The following is a 16,637-nucleotide window of genomic DNA, read 5'->3' as shown; positions in this document are numbered from 1 at the left end:
CTGGTGGCGCGCGGATGCCGGCGCGCGGCGCGAGGCGAACGGCCAGATATCACCATCCGCTCATCGTACCCCGGAACCCTCGGGACAGCGCGGACGTTGCGCTCGCCGGCGCGCGTGCCACGGCGCCTGCGCCGGGCGCCGTGGAGGAGCCCATGGCGACGATGTAGGGTCACTCGCTCGCGTCGGGCGCGCCGAGCCACCCGCGGGCGAACGCCGCATACCGCCCCTCGGCGATGGCCGCGCGCGCCTCGCGCATGAGGCGGCCGTAGAGGTGCAGGTTGTGCTCGGTGAGCAGGCGCAGCACGAGGATCTCGCCCGCCATGTAGAGGTGCCTCAGGTACGCGCGGCTGTAGCCCCCGGCGCAGGTCGGGCAGGCGCACGTCGGGTCGAGCGGCGACGGGTCTTCCTTGTAGCGCGCCTGCTTGATGACGATCTTGCCGTGCTGCGTGAGCGCCTGCCCGTTGCGGGCGTTCCGCGTGGGGAGCACGCAGTCGAACATGTCGACCCCGGCGCCGATCGCGTGGACGAGGTCGAGCGGCGTGCCCACGCCCATGAGGTAGCGCGGGCGCGCAGGGTCGAGGCGCGGCGCGATCTGCGCGACGACCTCGTGCATCATCGCGATCGGCTCGCCCACGGAGAAGCCGCCCAGGGCGAGCCCGTCGAACGGAAGGGCGCCGAGCTCCTCCGCGTGCGCCGTGCGCAGGGCGACCGAGGTGCCGCCCTGCACGATGCCGAAGAGCGCCTGCGTGGGGCGCTTGGCGGCGAGGCAGCGCTGCCCCCAGCGCGTCGTCAGGCGGCACGCCTCCTCGACCTCGGGGAGCGGCGCGCCGCCGGGCGGGCACACGTCGAGCTGCATCGCGATGTCGGCCCCGAGCAGCCCCTGCACCTCCATCGCGACCTCGGGCGTGAGCGCCTTGCGGGCGCCGTCGAGGTGCGACCGGAACACGAAGCCGTCCTCGACGAGGGTGCGCCGCTCGGCGAGCGAGAAGGCCTGGAAGCCCCCGGAGTCGGTGAGCATCGCGTGCGGCCACCGGGAGAACGCGTGCAGGCCGCCGAGCTGCGCGACGAGCTCGGGCCCCGGGCGGAGCCACAGGTGGTACGTGTTGCCGAGGACGATCCTCGCGCCGGTCGCGGCCACCTCGGCGGGGGTCAGCGTCTTCACGCTGCCCTGGGTGCCGACCGGCATGAACGTCGGCGTCGGAACCTCGCCGTGCGGCGTGGAGAGCACGCCCGTGCGGGCATGACCGTCCCGCGCGAGCTCCGTGAACGAGAAGCCAGGCGTGCGGCTCATGGCGCGCTCGCCCCGCGGATCAGCATGGCGTCACCGTAGGAATAGAAGCGGTAGCTGGCGTCGATCGCCGCGCGGTAGGCGCGCAGCGTGCGCTCGCGGCCGGCGAAGGCGAACACCAGCGCGAGCAGCGTCGATCGCGGCAGGTGGAAGTTCGTCAGCAGCGCGTCGATGACGCGGAACTGATAGCCGGGCTGGATGAGGAGGCGCGTCTCCCCGGACTGCGCCCGCACGAGGCCGGCGCGCGCCGGATCCGCGGCCGTCTCCAGCGCGCGCACGACGGTCGTGCCGATCGCGACAACCGGCGCGCCGCGCTCGCGCGCCCCCGCGACCGCGGCGGCTGTCGCTTCCGGGACGGAGTAGACCTCGGCGTGCATGGCGTGCACGTCGAGGTCGTCGACCGTGACCGGCTGGAACGTGCCGAGGCCGACGTGCAGCGTGACGCTCGCGATCTCGACCCCGTTCGCGCGGAGCCGCTCGACGAGGGCGGGCGAGAGGTGCAGGCCCGCGGTGGGCGCGGCGACGGCGCCCGGGACGCGCGCGAAGATGGTCTGGTACCGCTCGCGATCGGACGCGTCGTCGCCGCGGCCCAGGTAGGGAGGGAGCGGGATGTGCCCGTACGCGTCGATCGCAGCGGCGACGGACAGCCCTGCGGGCGACGAGAGCTGCACCGTGAGCACGCCGTCCTCCGCGCGCTCCAGCACCTCCGCCACCAGCGCCCCGTCGCGCTCGAGATCGAGCACGGCGCCCGGGCGGATCGGCTTCGACGCGCGGCCCATGGCCCGCCAGCGCTCGGGCCGCGCCGCGCCCTCCGGAGGGCCGGCGAGGTCGTCCCCGCCGGCCGGCGCCTCGTCCAGCCGGTGCAACAGGAAGAGCTCCACCTGCCCGCCCGTGCCGCGCTTGTTGCCGAACAGGCGCGCGGGGACGACCCTCGTGTCGTTGACGACCACGAGCGCGCCGCGCTCGACGTACCGGTCGAGATCGCGGATCGCGGCGTGCTCGATCTCGCGGTCGCTGCGGCCGCGATCGACCAGGAGGAGCCTCGCGCCGTCCCGCTCCTCGGGGGGCCGCGACGCGATGAGCGCTTCAGGGAGTTCGTAGTCGAGCAGCTCGCAGCGCACGCCGCGCTACTAGCACGACGCGGGCGAGAGCACGCTCGTCTTGGCGCGGAGGAAACGACAGATCTCCCCCACCTTGTAAGGCTTGGGGACGAAGGCCACGGCGCCGCAGTCGGCGCGCTCGACCTGGCGCGCGGAGAGGTGATACGCGCTGGAAAGCACGACGCGCACCCTCGGGAAGGCTTGCCGGATATGGCGGGCCAGCTCGAGGCCGTTCAGGTCCGGCATCATCAGGTCGATCATCGCGACGTCGATCGAAGACGAGCCGAGGATGCGCAGCGCATCCTGGAACGAGGCCGCGAACGCGACCTCGAACCCCTCGACGCTCAGCCCGGCCGAAAGAGCGCGACGCTGGGAATTCTCACCGTCCACGATCAGCATGCGGGCCATTAAGCGTCCTCCTGCGGCGGTCGCCGCCATCCATTACGCCTACCGGTTTAGCAATCGCCGGGCCAAGTTACCGAATCGTCGAGTTGCGGTTTCCGACGCCGGAGTGAAACGGAAGAACACAGTCTACATCAGCCGCCCCATTGCACTAAGGCAAATCCCGACGCTCCTACATTGCAGGGATGCAATCCATCGTGGGCTAGCTGCCCTGAATTGCTGCTGAGTCAGGTGGTTTGCTCTGTCCGGCCGTATGTGCCGGATGAACCCGGGTCGGTGGGCAGTTGCTGAGCCTGGTGGGCAGCAGGTAGCTCGGCCGGCGAGCACCGGCGCGCTGAGCAGGTTGGTTCGCGCTGCTGTACCCCGCGGATACGCGCTGCTGAGATTGCCTGACAGGCCGGTCGCGCTGCCCGGCACGGGCGGTCCGCTGCCCGGCGGAGCGCGTCGCGCTGCCCGGCACAGGAGAGAGCTGGCTCAGCCCGGCGGGTAGGTGATGGCCAGGCGGGTCATCTTGCGCCACAGCGTGGTCGCGCTGATGCCGAGCACCTCGGCGGCGCGCTCGCGGCTGCCGTCGCACTCCCGCAGCGCGGCCTCGATCGCCTGGCGCTCGGCGCAGTCGACCACGTCGGCGAGCAGCCTGCCGCCGCCCTCGGGCGGACGCTTCGGCTGCACCGCGGCGGGGAGCACGTCGTCGACGCTGATGACGCCACCGCCCGAGAGGGCGACCGCCTGCTCCACCATGTTCTCGAGCTCGCGGATGTTGCCGGGGAAGTCGTACTGCGTCAGCGCCTCGACGACGCCGTCGGCGGCGCGCGCGCGGCAGCTCATCTTGCGATTGTACTTCTCCAGGAAGAACTCCCACAGGATCGGGATGTCCTCGCGCCGCGAGCGGAGCGGCGGGAGCACGAAGCGCGCGACGTTCAGCCGGTAGTAGAGGTCCTGGCGGAACCGCTTCTCCGCGACCGCGGTCAGGAGCTCCTGGTTCGTCGCGGCGATGATGCGCACGTCGACCTGGATCGGCTTGTTCTCGCCCACCCTGCGGATCTCGTTCTCCTGGATCGCGCGGAGCAGCTTCGCCTGGAAGGTGAGCGGGGTCTCCGCGATCTCGTCGAAGAAGAACGTGCCCCCGTCGGCCTCCTCGAACAGCCCCTTTCGCGCCGCGACCGCGCCCGTGAACGAGCCGCGCGCGTGGCCGAACAGCTCGCTCTCGAGGAGCGTCTCGCTGATGGCGGCGCAGTTCACCGGCACGAACGGGCGGTCCGCGCGCTTGCTGTTGGCGTGGATGGCCTTGGCGACCAGCTCCTTGCCGGTGCCGCTCTCGCCCGTGATGAGCACCGTCGCGTCGGTGGGGGCGACCTTCACGATCCGGCCCAGCACCTCGCGGACGGCCTGCGAGCGGCCCACGATGTTCTCGAACCGGTAGCGCTCCTTGAACTCGCTGGCGAGCAGCTGCACCTCGCCGGTGAGCTTCCGGTTCTGGATCGCGCGCTCCACCTTCACGAGGAGCTCCTGCTCCGAGAACGGCTTCTGGATGTAGTCGAAGGCGCCGAGCCGCATCGCCTCGACCGCGCTCTCGATGGTGCCGTACGCGGTCATCACGATGACCTCGGTGTTCGCGTTCGACTCCTTCACCGCGCGCAGCACGCCGATGCCGTCGAAGCCGCCCATCCGGAGGTCGGTGAGCACGGCGTCGTACGCGCCCTTGGCGCCCAGGTCGGCCCCCTGGCTGCCGTCCGCCGCTTCATCGACGTCGTACCCGGCGCCACGCAGCATCATCGCGAGCGTGGTCCGCATGTTCCGCTGGTCATCGACGACAAGAATCTTCGACATGGATTTCCCCCGCCGTCCTCATCCCCCTGGTGGGACGAGGGCGGCGCGACGATCACGACCGACGCGCGCCGAGCTGGCGCAACACCGCACGAGCGCGGTCGTCCGCGGCGTCTTGGACATGCGTCCAGCGTATCGTACGTCAAGCACGGCCCCCGCCGCCAGGAGGCACGCGGGGCGCCGGCGCAGCGGGGGCGAGCCCTACCCTGCCCTACTCGCGGATCTGCTGGGACAGGTAGGCCGTCTCCCCAAGCTTCTCGATCAGCCCGATTTGCGTCTCGAGCCAGTCGATGTGCTCCTCCTCGGACTCGAGGATCTTGGCCAGGAGCTCCTCGGTCGTGCGATCGCCCTTGTCGCGGCAGAGGGCGATCGCCGTGTTGAGCCGCTTGACCGCCTGGTACTCGAGCTCGAGATCGCTCTTGAGCTGCTCCGGCACGCTCTGCCCGATGCGAAGCGTGTCCAGGCGCTGGAGGTTCGGCAGCCCCTCCAGGAAGAGGATGCGGTCGATGATCGCGTCGGCGTGCTTCATCTCGTCGATCGACTCGGCCCGCCCGTGCGCGGCGAGGGTGACGAACCCCCAGTGCTGGCACATCTTCGCGTGCAGGAAGTACTGGTTGATCGCGACGAGCTCCCCCGCGAGCACCTCGTTCAACGCGTCGACGATATCTTTCGCACCCTTCATCGGATCCTCTCGCGCTCGTGCCTGTCGTGCTCGCCCCGCCTCTCGGGGCGAGGGCGCGCCGGCTGGAGCGCCAGCGCCCAGGTCAAATGCGCAAGGTCGACGGAGGTGCGCAAGAAATTTCGAAGGAAACACGCGGCGACATCGGTCGCCTCACACGGGAAACCAGGGCGACGCCGGGTAACCCCCGGAGAATCAGGCTGCGCTGGAGACCGGCGCCATCGTCAGGCGGCGCGGCGTGGGAGCGGACTCACCATCGCCGCCGACGAGCTTGGCGATCGTCGGCCGGCAGGAGCCGCACCGCGTACCGGCGCCCGTGCATTCCATCACCTCCGAAACGGAGCAGGCCCCCTCGTTCATCGCTTCGCGAATCTCTCGGTCACAGACGCCCATACAGAGGCAGACGTACATGCAGACCCCCGGCTACGTTGACGGCCACGGTTGATATTGAACATAGCTTTCAATATCGACGCGTCAAGCACGAACGTCCTGCGGACGGATCGTCGGGCTGCCTCGCGGTCAGGAGCACGCTCGGATCGAGCGCGTCGGCGGCGCTGGGGAAGCGCCGGGGAGAGGGGCGGGCGGCAGGGCCGCCGGCGGCGTCACATCGTCAGGCCGCCGTCGACGTCGATGCAGCGGCCGTTGAAGTACTCGCACTCGATCACGAAGCGCACCGCCTGCCAGATGTCCTCGGGCACGCCGATGCGGCCGACGGGGATCATGGCGACCAGGGCGTCGCGGGCCTTCTGGTGCATGCCCTGGGTCATGGGCGTCTCGATCATGCCGGGGGCGACAGCGCCGACGCGGATGCCGAACGGCGCGAACTCGAGCGCCCAGGTCTTCGTGTTCGCCGCGAGGGCGCTCTTCGCGGCGGTGTAGTTCGACTGGCCGCGGTTGCCGTGGCGCGCGATGGAGCTGATGTTGACGATGACGCCCTTCTGCTCGGTCTCGACCATCTTCGCGACGACCTCGCGGACCATGAGCGTGGCGCCCGTCAGGTTGACGTCGATGACCGCCTGCCACTGCGCGGCGCTCAGCTTGACGACCGCGCCCGTCTGGCGGTCCTTCTTGACGAGCAGGCCGTCCCGCAGGATGCCGGCGTTGTTCACGAGGCCGTTCAGGCCGCCCATCGCGTCGTACGCGAAGCGGACGAACGCCTCGACCTCCGCCTCCACCGCCACGTTGAACGGGCGGGCGTGGATCTTCCCGGGGAGCCCCTGGGCCGCCTCGATCAGCGAGGCGAGCCCCTCCTCGTTCACGTCGCCCGCGGCGACCTGGCCCCCGAACTCCGCGAGCCGCAGCGCATAGTGGCGACCCAGCCCCTGGGCGGCGCCTGTGACGACAAACTTCGTGTCCTCGAGTCGCATGATCGCATTCCTCCAGGGATCGCTCCCGACCGCTGTCTCGGAGGCGCCGTCTACCACGAGGCAGCGCGGCGGCGGGAGGCGTTGCGGAGCGGAGATCCGCGCCGCCGCGGCGAGGCGCTTGCGCGGGGTCGCAGCGATGTTATTCAGCGCCCATGAGGTCGATCGCGCTCGCCGCCGCCGTGTGCGCCGGCACCCTGACGCTCGCGCCGGCCTGCGACCGCGCGCCCCCTGTTCCCGAAACCTCGGACCCGACGGGCAAGGATCTCGTCATAGGCGCCGTCGTGGCGGCCGCCGAGAAGAGCGGAGGCATCCGCCTCTACAAGATCGTCGAGGTGGAAGACCTGCCCCCGCCGTTCGGACGTGATCTGCACATGATCGCCTACGATCCCAAGGTGCAGACCTTCCAGGAAGCCGCGGAGCTCCGCCGCAAGGGGAACATGACCGTCGCGAAGGACCACATGACGGTCCGGCTCGTGAACTTCATGCCGCGCGATCACCGGGTGCTCAGCAACGAGCCGGTCAGCGACGAGGAGCGGGCCCCGTACATCCGCTCGTACCAGAGCCGGCAGCGCTAGCCGTCATCGCGGGTGGGACGTCGGCGCGGGCGGCGCGCCCGCGGCGCGATCAGCGCGCCGCGCGGAGCCGCTCGCCGAGGCGCTCGATGGCCTGGCTGTGCAGCCGGCTCGCCCAGCTCTTGCTGATCCCGAGATCCTGCGCGATCTGGTCGAAGCGCTCGCCGTCGAAGTAGTGGCGCTCCACGAGGGCGCGCTCGCGCTCGGGGAGCTCGCGGACGGCGTCGCGCACGACCTGCGCGAGCTGGGCGCGCGAGGCGCACTCCTCGGGGCTGTCCGCGGCGTCGGGGACGGCGGCGACGTCGCCGTGGGCCGAGACCAGGCCGAGCGCCATCGCGGCGGCGTGCCCAGCCAGCAGGCCGCTGAGCCGCGCGGCGTAGGCCTCCTGCGTGGCGGGCACGTCGGCGTCGTCGTCCGGGCCGCGCCCCTCCGCGAACCGCGCCGACGCGGCGAGCGCGCTCGCGCGCGCGGCCGCGGAGCGCCAGCGCGTCTCCCGCCGGATGCCGTCGAAGATCGCCCACCGGATCTTCCGCTTGGCGTACGCCTCGAACGTGGACCGGCTCGGGTCGTACGTCCGCGCCACATCGAGCAGCGCCGGGTGCCCGAGCGCGACGAGGTCCTCGACCGGGATGCGGCGACCCAGGCGGCGCGCGATGCGCTTCGCGACAAGGTCGAGGAGGTGGATCCCCTCGGCGACCAGCCGGTCTTCCGGAGCGCGCACGCTATCCCGCCTTCGTCGCCCTGGCGCGGCCCGCGGCGCCGAGCACCCCGAAGGCGCGCTCGCCGCTCTCGTCGACCTCGCGCGGATGCGCGCGCCGGAGCAGGCGGCTCGCCTCCTCGTCGTGCACCAGGACCTCCGCGAGCTGCTCGCGCATCCACGCGACCTCATGCGCCGGCAGGCGGCCCACGTAAGGCGCCACGGCGGCGTCGACCTGAGCGGCGATCCAGGGGTCATCGAGGAGCGAGGCGTCCATGCTGGCGGCCATTATATCTGCACCGGGCGCGCCGTCATCTCGCGCGCAGCCGGCGCGCGTTCGACGCGCGCCGGCGCGGGGGACTCACCTGGCCGGCGGCGACGCGTTGAGGCAGTCCTCGAACGCCTTGACGGTCCGCGCGTCGAAGGCGCACTTGAGCGACCTGGGATCGACGTGCTTGCCGACGTTCTGCTCGCACATCTGCGAGTACTGCTCGCCGAGCTTGGCCGCGACCGCGTCGATCTTCTTCTCGGTCTCGCCGCGCTGCTCCGCCGTGAGCTTGGCGCTCAGCGCCGCGACCTGCTCCGTGCGCGTGAGCACCGTGAGCTGCTTGCCGAGCTCCACGCAATCGCCGTGCATGAGCGCATAGTCGTCGGGCACGGAGTCGTCGCGCCGCGGCGCCGCCGGCGTCGCCGCGGCGGGCTCCGCTCCCGGCGCCTCGTCGCTCAGGGCGGCCGCTGGCGTGGGCTCCACGGGCGGCGCGGGCTCCTCCTGCGGCGCGGGCTCGGGCTGCTCGGCCGGAGGCGGCGGAGCCCCCGCGCACCCGAGCAGCACCATCGATACAGGACCAGTGATCAAGACAAGAGCTCTCCCCATGCGCCGAGACTTGATCGGTTCGCGCCGGGCGTCCATGCCGCGCCGGGCGCGCTCGGCGCTGTGGAGCTGTGAATGTGAAGCTGTGAAGACGAGCGTACCGCCGCCTGCTCGCCCTGCTCCGGAGTTGCCCCGGAGGTGCACGAACCGCCTTGGCAGGCTCCGTGCAGGGCGAACGAAGGCGGCAGGCCCGGCTTGCCGGCGAGGTCGCCTGTCCACGCGGAGGCGGGCACATGCGGTCGCTCTGGATTGTTCTCGTCCTGGTGCTCGGCGCGGCGCTGCTGCTTCAGGTGGTGGTCGCGGCCGACAGGCGCATTCCGTACGCGCGCTTTCGCGCGCTCGCGGAGAGCGGAGAGCTCGCCGAGGTCGAGATCGAGGGCGACGTGTACATCGGGCGAACGGTGCCCGGCCTGAGCACGCACGCGCAGCGGAGCTACCGCACGGGGCGCATCGAGCAGACCGAGAAGGATCTGCTCGCCGACCTCGACCGGCGCCGCGTCCCGTACACGCGCGTCGCGGACGAACGAGGGCTCTTGCCGCACCTCTGGCTCGTGCTGCCGCTCGCCGGCCTGATCGCGCTGATCCACCTCGCGTCCCGCCGGGCGACCGCGGCGGGGAACATCCCGACCGCCGCGACGACGTTCGGCAAGAACAGGGCGCGGCTCCACGAGGAGCGGGGGTCGACGGCGACGTTCCGCGACGTCGCCGGCAGCGCCGAGGCGAAGGCCGAGCTCGGCGAGGTCGTCGACTTCCTCAAGGCGCCCGAGCGCTACGAGAAGCTCGGCGGCCGGATGCCGAGGGGGGTGCTCCTCGTGGGCCTGCCCGGCACCGGCAAGACGCTGCTCGCGCGGGCGATCGCGGGAGAGGCGGGCGTCCCCTTCTTCAGCGCGTGCGGGTCGGAGTTCGTGGAGATGTTCGTCGGCGTCGGCGCCGCGCGCGTCCGCGATCTCTTCGCCCAGGCGCGCGAGCGGGGGCCATGCATCGTGTTCATCGACGAGCTCGACGCGGTCGGAAAGGCCCGGGGGCCGGGCGGCTCGGTCGGCGGCAATGACGAGCGCGAGCAGACGCTCAACCAGCTCCTGACCGAGATGGACGGGTTCGACGCGCGCGCCGCCATCGTCGTGATCGCCGCGACGAACCGCGCCGAGATCCTCGATCCGGCGCTGCTCAGGGCGGGGCGGTTCGACCGCCGGGTGCACATCGACAGGCCCGATCTCACCGAACGGAGGGAGATCCTCGCGGTGCACGGGAGGAAGGTGGTCCTCGATCCGGGCGTGGATCTGGACGCCATGGCCGCGCAGACCGCCGGGCTCGTCGGCGCCGATCTCGCGAACATCGTCAACGAGGCGGCGCTGCTCGCGGCGCGGCGCAGGGCGAGCGCGGTGGCGCAGGGCGACCTGGAGGCCGCGATCGAGCGTGGGATCGCGGGGCTCGAGCGGCGCGGGAGGCGGCTCGGCGCGCGCGAGAAGCGGGTGGTCGCCTACCACGAGGTGGGGCACGCGCTGACGGCCACGCTGCTGCCGACGCAGGACCCGGTGCGCAAGGTGTCCGTGGTGCCGCGCGGGCCGGGGGCGCTCGGGTACACGATGCAGCAGCCGCGCGAGGACCGCTACCTGTGGAGCCGGCAGGAGATCCTCGACCGGCTGGTGGTGCTGCTCGGGGGGCGCGTCGCCGAGGAAGAGGCCGTCGGGGATCTGTCGACCGGCGCGCAGGACGACCTCATGAACGCGATGGATCTCGCGCGGCGCATGGTGCGCGAGCTCGGGATGGGCCGCGGGGTGGGGCTCTCGGCGCTGGACCCGCGCCGGCCGCTGTCGTTCCTCGACGAGGCGCGCGGCGCGCCGCCCGGCGCGGGGGCGCGGGAGTGCAGCGACGCGACCGCGCGCGAGGTCGACGCGGAGGTCGCGCGCATCCTCGCGGACGCGGAGGCGCGGGCGCGGGCGATGATCCACGGGCACCGCGCGACGCTCGAGCGCATCGCCGCGCGGCTCCACGAGGTCGAGACGCTGAGCGGCGACGAGCTCAGGGCGATGATGGCGAACGGCGGTGCGTAGCGCGGGCGGGCGCTCAGTCGACGCTCAGTCGACGCTCAGCAGGGCGCGGGACAGATCGAAGCCCGCGGCGTCGTGGTGGTAGACGACCCGGAGCACGCGGCCGCGGAGGAGCTCCCGCGGCACCGCGCCCATCACCCGGCTGTCGAGCGACGCGGCGCGGTTGTCGCCCATCACGAAGAGGTGGTCCGCTGGCACCACGACCGGGCCGAACGCGGCGAAGTCGGGCTCGCCCGCGGCGTGCGTGACCCCGCCGAGGTGCTCCACCCGCGTGCCGTCCCCGAGCTGCTCGATCGGCTGCGCCGCGCCGTCGACGTACAGCACGCCTGCCCGGAGCATCACCGTCTGGCCGGGGAGCGCGATCACCCGCTTGACGAGGAGGGTGGAGCCGCCGCGCGGATCCGCGAAGAGCACGACGTCGCCGGCGCGGGGCCCGCTGCGCTCAAGCACGTAGCCATCCACGAGCGGGACGCGGAGCCCGTAGGCGACCTTGTCGACCAGGATGCGGTCGCCCGGCGCGATCGTCGGCCACATCGAGCCGGTGGGCACGTGGTACTGGTCCGCGAGCGTCGAGCGGCCCATCGTGAGGATCACGAGCGCCGCGACGACCTTGAGGAGGCTGCGCGCGAGCGGCGCGACCGTCTGGTAGGCGCGCCGGGTGAACGCGCGATCGGATCGAGGAATGAACAGATCGGCCTTGTCGGGCTGGAGGCACGCTGTCGCGACCTCCGCCGCGGGCCGGGGGGAGCCGGGCTCGCTCATCTCCGGCGGGGCTAGCATCCGCGCTCGAGACAGGCCAGCTTCGCCGCATGCACCGCTGTACTTCATCGACTGCACCATTCTCCCAGGCTCTGGGCCGCCTCACACTCTGCGGATCAATGTCGCGTCATCCGGTATCGACAGGGGCCGCGATGCACCTCGCCGGCTACCGCGCGCTGGGGCTCGATTTTACCTATATCCCTTTTGCGGTGACCGATGTTGAAGGCGCGACGCGCGGGATGCGGGCGCTCGGAATCCGCGGCCTCGGTGTGTCGATGCCCTACAAGCAGGCGGTAATTCCGCTCCTTGACGAGATCGACCCCGTGGCCGCGCGGATCGGCGCGGTGAACACCATCGTGAACGACGAGGGGCGGCTCCGGGGCTACAACACCGACTGGATCGGCGCGGTGCGGGCGCTCGAGGAGGTGACGCAGCTCGAGGGCGCGCGGGTGCTGCTCCTCGGGGCCGGCGGCGCGGCGCGCGCGGTCGCGTTCGGGCTCGCGGAGCGCGGCGCGGCGGTCACGATCGCGAACCGCGACGTCGAGAAGGCGCGGCAGCTCGCCGCGGCGGTCGGCGGGACGGCGGCGCCCCTCGACGGCGCGGCGCTCTCGCCCGAGCACGGCATCCTCGTCAACGCCACCTCGCGCGGCATGGCCGAGGTCGACCCGCGGAGCCCTGTCCCGGAGGAGGCGCTGCGGGAGGATCTGCTGGTCATGGACATCGTGTACAAGCCGATGATCACGGAGCTCGTGGAGGCGGCGCGGCGGCGCGGCGCGACCGCGGTTCACGGCGGGAGGATGCTCCTCCACCAGGCGGCGGAGCAGTTCCGGCTGTACACGGGGCGGGAGCCGCCGCTCGACGCCATGGACGAGGCGCTGCGCGCTCAGCTCGGCTGATTCACGCGCCTGCGGCCGCGACGCGCTGTCCGAGGCAGCTCCGCGGCCGGCGAGCGCGAGGCGACCTCTGTTGTACGCCGCGCGCGCCCCGCGCGCCGCCCCGGGTAATGGCCAACCGCGTGCGCCACGCGTAGGCTTCTGCCGATGATCTCGTTCGAAATTCGCGCAGCCGTGACCGGCGACGAGGAGCAGCTCCTCGATGTCGCGCGCCACCTGAACTCGGTCAACCTGCCGAACAACCGTGACGCAATCCACGAGATCGTCGCCGAGAGCTACAAGAGCTTCAGCGGGGCGATCCAGGACCCGCGCCTGCGCCAATACGTCTTCGTGCTCGTCGACCTGACGAAGGGGGGCAAGGGGACGATCGTCGGGACGTCGATGATCATCGCGCAGCTCGGGCGGCGCGGCGTCCCTTACATCTTCTTCGACGTGCTCGACGAGGAGAAGTACTCGGGCACGATCGACAAGCACTTCCATCACACCGTGCTGCGCATCGGCTACTCCTACAACGGCCCCACGGAGATCGGCGGACTCGTGCTGATGCCGGGCTACCGGCAGGGGCCGGAGCGGCTCGGCACGATGATCTCCTATGTTCGCTTCCTCTACATGGCCGCGCGTCCGGAGCTCTTCCAGGAAGAGATCCTCGCAGAGCTGATGCCCCCGCTCGAGCCGGACGGGACAAGCCACCTCTGGGAGGCGCTCGGACGCAAGTTCACCGACATGAGCTATGCCGACGCAGACCTGCTCTCGAAGAAGAACAAGGAGTTCATCAAGGGGCTCTTCCCGGAGGGGACCCTCTACGCCTCGCTGCTGCCCGAGGACGCGCAGCGCGTGATCGGGAAGGTGGGCGCGCAGACTCGAGGGGTCGAGAAGCTCCTGCGCCGCATCGGCTTCCGCTATGCCCACCGGGTCGATCCGTTCGACGGCGGGCCGCACTTCACCGCCCGCATGGACGAGATCTCGCTCGTGAGCGACACGCGCCGGGCGAAGGCGGGACGCCCGTTCGCGCCGGGCCCGTCGGACCCGAAGGGCATCGTCGCGCTCGAGCGCCCCGACGCCCCCTATTTCCGCGCGGTCACCGCGACCTTCCGCGATGAGGGCGCGCGCGGCCTGGCGATCGCCGAGGACGCCTGGCAGCACCTCGACCTGCAACCCCTCGCTTCGATCTGGGTCCTGCCCATGCCGTGACCACGGCCGGGGACGCCCGCGCGCTTCGTCCGGAACGCGCGGCGCCAGTGGCTCAGGCCGCCTTGCATTGTAACGATTCTGTTGCTACAGAATTAACAGAAGTCTCGAAGGAGGTTCGAACGGCGATGGCCCTGGGACTGGACCTCGATTTCAGGCGCTTGCCCGCGCTGGAGCGAAGGGAGCTCCGGGCCGGGGCGGCGAAGCACGACGAGCGCGGCGACGAGGGCGCGCCGGTGGCAGCGGGCGGCGCGGGCGCGGAGCCAGGGCTCTCGGAGCGGGAGAGGCGCATCGCCGCCGCGCTCGCCGAGGCGGCCATGCCGCCCGGGCGCTTCCTCGAGGGCGCGGGCGCGGCCACCGCCAGCCGCCTCGCGGGCTGGCTCGGGTCGATCCCGCCGCACCTCGCGCAGGGGCTGCGCGCGGCGCTGTGGGCCATGGAGCTCGCCCCGGTGCCGACGCGGCTCAGGCCGCTGTCGGCGCTGCCGCTGGAGGAGCGGATGGAGGTGCTCCGCGGCTTCGAGCTGAGCCGCGCGCGGGCCCTGCGCTCGCTGCTCCGCGCGGTGCTCACGCCGCTCCGGTTCCTCCACTACGACCGGCCCGAGATGTTCCAGCACGTCGGCTGCCGCTACGAGCTGCCCACGGTGCGCAACGAGGAGCCCCGCTGGCTGGCGCAGGTGACGAACGGCCGCGAGGTCGAGGAGGACCTGGAGCTCGAGTGCGAGGTGCTCGTGATCGGCACCGGGGCCGGCGGGGCGGCCGCCGCCTACGAGCTCGCGTCGCGGGGGCACGCGGTGCTCATGCTCGAGGAGGGCGACTACCACCGGCGGGCGAGCTTCACCGGACGGCCCGCGCGCGCGTACCGGGACATGTACCGCGATCACGGGCTCGACATGGCGGTCGGCAACGTGAGCATCCCGGTGTTCGCGGGGCGGGCCGTCGGCGGGAGCACGGTGATCAACTCCGGCACGTGCTACCGGGCTCCGGAGACCACCTTCGCGTCGTGGCGAGACGGGATGGGGATGCCCGCGGAGTTCTCGTCCGGTGGGCTCGCGCCGTACTACGAGCGCGTCGAGCGCATGCTCCAGGTCGCCCCGGCCGACCCGCTGCACCTCGGGGCGATCGGGCCGATCGTCCGGCGCGGCGCGGAGCGGCTCGGCCTGCGGCACGGGCCGCTCCAGCGGAACGCGCCGGACTGCGACGGCCAGGGGATCTGCTGCTTCGGCTGCCCCACCGGGGCGAAGCGCTCGACCGACGTGAGCTACGTGCCCGAGGCGCTGAAGCGCGGGGCGCAGCTGATCACGGCGGCGCGCGTCAGGACGATCGACATCGTGGCCGGGCGGGCGCGGGGGGCGACGGCGGTCCTCGGCGGCGACACGCGGGCCGGGAGCGGCGGCGGGCGGGCCAGGCCGGGACGGCGGCGGCCGCGGCTCGTGGTCAGGGCGGAGGCCGTCGTCGTGGCGGGGGGCGCGCTCATGACGCCGCTGCTCCTGCGCCGGAGCGGCGCGTGCCTGTCGAGCGGGATGCTCGGGAAGAACCTGTCGATCCACCCGGCCTCGAAGGTGATGGCGCTCTTCGACGAGCGGATCGACCAGTGGCAGGGCATCCCGCAGGGCTACCAGATCGATCACTTCGCCGACGAAGGGCTGATGTTCGAGGGAGGCTCGCTCCCGTTCGACGTCGCCGCGCTCGCCGTGCCGTGGACGGGGCACCGCTACACCGAGCTGATGGAGCAGTATCCGCACCTCGCGACGTTCGGGTTCATGATCAAGGACACGAGCCGCGGAGAGGTGAGGCCCGGGATCGGGGGCACGCCGCTCGTGCTCTACACGATGAACCAGGAGGACGTCGCGAGGATGCAGCGCGGGATCGAGCTGCTCTGTGAGGTGTTCCTGGCCGCGGGGGCGCGGCGGGTCCTGCCGCTCGTCGCCGGCTGCGACGAGGTGAACGGCCCGGGTGACCTGGAGCGGCTGAGGGCGCAGCCGATCAAGGCGGGGGACCTCGACATCGCGGCGTTCCACCCGCTCGGGACGTGCCGGATCGGGGTGGATCCGCGCTCGTCGTGCCTCGGGCCGGACCACCAGGCGCACGACGTCGCCGGGCTCTACGTGTGCGACGGGAGCGCGATCCCCTCGTCGCTCGGCGTGAACCCGCAGATGACCATCATGGCGATGTCGCTGCGCGCGGCCGAGCTCCTGAGCGAGCGGCTATCCGGCTGAGCCGGCGCGGTAGCCGATGGCCGCGGCGCGCTCGTTGCCGATGCGGTCGCTCTCGACGGCGCCGTCGCGCATGGTCACCACGCGCGGCATCGACTCGGCGAAGCTGAGGTTGTGCGTCACCACGACGATCGTGGTGCCGTGCTTGCGGTTCATCTCGAAGAAGAGCTGGTGGATCGAGTCGCTCGTCGCGGTGTCGAGGTTCCCCGTCGGCTCGTCGGCGAGGAGGAGCTTCGGCGACAGGACGAGCGCCCGCGCCAGGGCGACCCGCTGCTGCTCGCCGCCGGAGAGCTCCCCAGGGCGGTGCGTGGCGCGCTCGGCGAGCCCGACCTCGGCGAGGAGCGAGCGCGCGAGCGGCTCCATGTCGCGGCGGGTCTTCCCCTGGATGAGGCCCGGCATCATCACGTTCTCGACCGCGTTGAACTCGGGGAGCAGGTGGTGGAACTGGAAGACGAAGCCGATCGTCCGGTTCCGGATCGCCGCGAGGCGCGAGCTCGGGAGGCCGGTGAGCTCGTCGTTGCCGAGGCGGATGCGGCCGCTCGTCGGGAGGTCCAGCGTGCCGATGCAGTGGAGGAACGTGCTCTTGCCGGCGCCGGAGGGGCCCACGAACGCCACGACCTCGCCCTGGTTGATGACGATGTCGATGCCGCAGAGCACGTGGAGCTCGCGCCCCATGTGGACGAACGTCTTGCGGAGATCTTCGACGACGACGAGCGGAGTGGACATGGGA

Annotated in this window: 17 protein-coding genes; 5 read left to right on the top strand and 12 right to left on the bottom strand. The window is 71.9% G+C overall.

Going from position 1 to position 16,637, the window contains the following annotated elements:
• Positions 1-169: 169 nt before the first annotated feature.
• The 7 genes from tgt to WME76_RS04590 form a co-directional block, all read right to left on the bottom strand.
• The gene (gene tgt / locus WME76_RS04620; RefSeq protein ID WP_437958993.1) at positions 170-1,291 is read right to left on the bottom strand and encodes a tRNA guanosine(34) transglycosylase Tgt; all 1,122 of its coding nucleotides are present in this window, start codon (positions 1,289-1,291) and stop codon (positions 170-172) included.
• Positions 1,288-2,409 carry a tRNA preQ1(34) S-adenosylmethionine ribosyltransferase-isomerase QueA gene (gene queA / locus WME76_RS04615; RefSeq protein WP_437958992.1) on the bottom strand — a complete coding sequence of 374 codons (1,122 nt, stop codon included), beginning with the start codon at positions 2,407-2,409 and terminating at the stop codon, positions 1,288-1,290. The genes tgt and queA overlap by 4 nt, the downstream gene beginning before the upstream one ends.
• 9 nt (positions 2,410-2,418) lie before the next feature.
• Entirely contained in the window at positions 2,419-2,826 is a 408-nt protein-coding gene (locus WME76_RS04610; protein ID WP_437958991.1) for a response regulator, read from the bottom strand.
• Between the two features lie 438 nt (positions 2,827-3,264).
• On the bottom strand, positions 3,265-4,620 hold the full coding sequence (locus tag WME76_RS04605) for a sigma-54-dependent transcriptional regulator (RefSeq protein ID WP_434046283.1): 1,356 nt from the start codon (positions 4,618-4,620) through the stop codon (positions 3,265-3,267).
• Positions 4,621-4,828: 208 nt separating this feature from the next.
• Positions 4,829-5,299 (bottom strand): bacterioferritin, encoded by a 471-nt coding sequence (bfr, locus tag WME76_RS04600; RefSeq protein ID WP_437958990.1) that lies wholly within the window; start codon positions 5,297-5,299, stop codon positions 4,829-4,831.
• Between the two features lie 192 nt (positions 5,300-5,491).
• Positions 5,492-5,707, bottom strand: a complete 216-nt coding sequence (locus WME76_RS04595; protein ID WP_437958989.1) for a (2Fe-2S)-binding protein — start codon at positions 5,705-5,707, stop codon at positions 5,492-5,494.
• Between the two features lie 191 nt (positions 5,708-5,898).
• Entirely contained in the window at positions 5,899-6,663 is a 765-nt protein-coding gene (locus WME76_RS04590; RefSeq protein ID WP_437958988.1) for an SDR family oxidoreductase, read from the bottom strand.
• Between the two features lie 152 nt (positions 6,664-6,815).
• On the opposite strand from WME76_RS04590, the gene WME76_RS04585 reads away from it, so the two are divergent.
• On the top strand, positions 6,816-7,238 hold the full coding sequence (locus WME76_RS04585) for a hypothetical protein (RefSeq protein WP_437958987.1): 423 nt from the start codon (positions 6,816-6,818) through the stop codon (positions 7,236-7,238).
• Between the two features lie 49 nt (positions 7,239-7,287).
• Here WME76_RS04585 and WME76_RS04580 read toward each other — a convergent pair whose 3' ends face one another.
• The 3 genes from WME76_RS04580 to WME76_RS04570 all read right to left on the bottom strand — a co-directional run bounded on the left by WME76_RS04580 (position 7,288) and on the right by WME76_RS04570 (position 8,788).
• Positions 7,288-7,956 carry a sigma-70 family RNA polymerase sigma factor gene (locus WME76_RS04580; RefSeq protein WP_437958986.1) on the bottom strand — a complete coding sequence of 223 codons (669 nt, stop codon included), beginning with the start codon at positions 7,954-7,956 and terminating at the stop codon, positions 7,288-7,290.
• A gap of 1 nt (position 7,957) precedes the next feature.
• Positions 7,958-8,209, bottom strand: a complete 252-nt coding sequence (locus WME76_RS04575; RefSeq protein WP_061614075.1) for a hypothetical protein — start codon at positions 8,207-8,209, stop codon at positions 7,958-7,960.
• A gap of 84 nt (positions 8,210-8,293) precedes the next feature.
• The gene (locus WME76_RS04570) at positions 8,294-8,788 is read right to left on the bottom strand and encodes a hypothetical protein (protein ID WP_437958985.1); all 495 of its coding nucleotides are present in this window, start codon (positions 8,786-8,788) and stop codon (positions 8,294-8,296) included.
• 248 nt (positions 8,789-9,036) lie between these two features.
• Here WME76_RS04570 and ftsH point away from each other — a divergent pair, with 248 nt between their 5' ends.
• The gene (ftsH, locus tag WME76_RS04565) at positions 9,037-10,857 is read left to right on the top strand and encodes an ATP-dependent zinc metalloprotease FtsH (protein WP_437958984.1); all 1,821 of its coding nucleotides are present in this window, start codon (positions 9,037-9,039) and stop codon (positions 10,855-10,857) included.
• Positions 10,858-10,881: 24 nt separating this feature from the next.
• Here ftsH and lepB read toward each other — a convergent pair whose 3' ends face one another.
• Positions 10,882-11,616 (bottom strand): signal peptidase I, encoded by a 735-nt coding sequence (lepB, locus tag WME76_RS04560; RefSeq protein ID WP_437958983.1) that lies wholly within the window; start codon positions 11,614-11,616, stop codon positions 10,882-10,884.
• Positions 11,617-11,732: 116 nt separating this feature from the next.
• Between lepB and WME76_RS04555 the strand changes: the two genes are divergently transcribed.
• The 3 genes from WME76_RS04555 (at position 11,733) to WME76_RS04545 (ending at position 15,910) form a co-directional block, all read left to right on the top strand.
• Positions 11,733-12,509: a shikimate dehydrogenase gene (locus WME76_RS04555; RefSeq protein ID WP_437958982.1), complete on the top strand. Its 777-nt coding sequence runs from the start codon at positions 11,733-11,735 to the stop codon at positions 12,507-12,509.
• Positions 12,510-12,653: 144 nt separating this feature from the next.
• Positions 12,654-13,697 carry an arginine N-succinyltransferase gene (locus WME76_RS04550; RefSeq protein WP_437958981.1) on the top strand — a complete coding sequence of 348 codons (1,044 nt, stop codon included), beginning with the start codon at positions 12,654-12,656 and terminating at the stop codon, positions 13,695-13,697.
• Between the two features lie 125 nt (positions 13,698-13,822).
• The gene (locus tag WME76_RS04545; RefSeq protein ID WP_437958980.1) at positions 13,823-15,910 is read left to right on the top strand and encodes an FAD-dependent oxidoreductase; all 2,088 of its coding nucleotides are present in this window, start codon (positions 13,823-13,825) and stop codon (positions 15,908-15,910) included.
• Here the strand turns inward: WME76_RS04545 and WME76_RS04540 are convergent.
• Positions 15,899-16,633: an ABC transporter ATP-binding protein gene (locus tag WME76_RS04540; RefSeq protein WP_437958979.1), complete on the bottom strand. Its 735-nt coding sequence runs from the start codon at positions 16,631-16,633 to the stop codon at positions 15,899-15,901. The two genes, WME76_RS04545 and WME76_RS04540, sit on opposite strands and share 12 nt — an antisense overlap.
• Between the last annotated feature and the right edge of the window lie 4 nt (positions 16,634-16,637).

This window comes from Sorangium sp. So ce119, assembly GCF_051524405.1.
GTDB lineage: Bacteria > Myxococcota_A > Polyangia > Polyangiales > Polyangiaceae > Sorangium > Sorangium cellulosum_G.
This window is presented reverse-complemented; position numbering and strand designations above follow the sequence as displayed.

Excerpts from the sequence above, each read along its gene's own strand:
- WME76_RS04555 (WP_437958982.1), top strand. The coding sequence starts at position 11,733 with ATGTCGCGTCATCCGGTATCGACAGGGGCCGCGATGCACCTCGCCGGC.
- WME76_RS04605 (WP_434046283.1), bottom strand. The coding sequence starts at position 4,620 with ATGTCGAAGATTCTTGTCGTCGATGACCAGCGGAACATGCGGACCACG.
- WME76_RS04610 (WP_437958991.1), bottom strand. The coding sequence starts at position 2,826 with ATGGCGGCGACCGCCGCAGGAGGACGCTTAATGGCCCGCATGCTGATC.
- WME76_RS04540 (WP_437958979.1), bottom strand. The coding sequence starts at position 16,633 with ATGTCCACTCCGCTCGTCGTCGTCGAAGATCTCCGCAAGACGTTCGTC.
- WME76_RS04585 (WP_437958987.1), top strand. The coding sequence starts at position 6,816 with ATGAGGTCGATCGCGCTCGCCGCCGCCGTGTGCGCCGGCACCCTGACG.
- WME76_RS04550 (WP_437958981.1), top strand. The coding sequence starts at position 12,654 with ATGATCTCGTTCGAAATTCGCGCAGCCGTGACCGGCGACGAGGAGCAG.
- tgt (WP_437958993.1), bottom strand. The coding sequence starts at position 1,291 with ATGAGCCGCACGCCTGGCTTCTCGTTCACGGAGCTCGCGCGGGACGGT.
- WME76_RS04590 (WP_437958988.1), bottom strand. The coding sequence starts at position 6,663 with ATGCGACTCGAGGACACGAAGTTTGTCGTCACAGGCGCCGCCCAGGGG.
- WME76_RS04595 (WP_437958989.1), bottom strand. The coding sequence starts at position 5,707 with ATGTACGTCTGCCTCTGTATGGGCGTCTGTGACCGAGAGATTCGCGAA.
- lepB (WP_437958983.1), bottom strand. The coding sequence starts at position 11,616 with ATGAGCGAGCCCGGCTCCCCCCGGCCCGCGGCGGAGGTCGCGACAGCG.
- ftsH (WP_437958984.1), top strand. The coding sequence starts at position 9,037 with ATGCGGTCGCTCTGGATTGTTCTCGTCCTGGTGCTCGGCGCGGCGCTG.
- bfr (WP_437958990.1), bottom strand. The coding sequence starts at position 5,299 with ATGAAGGGTGCGAAAGATATCGTCGACGCGTTGAACGAGGTGCTCGCG.
- WME76_RS04575 (WP_061614075.1), bottom strand. The coding sequence starts at position 8,209 with ATGGACGCCTCGCTCCTCGATGACCCCTGGATCGCCGCTCAGGTCGAC.
- WME76_RS04545 (WP_437958980.1), top strand. The coding sequence starts at position 13,823 with ATGGCCCTGGGACTGGACCTCGATTTCAGGCGCTTGCCCGCGCTGGAG.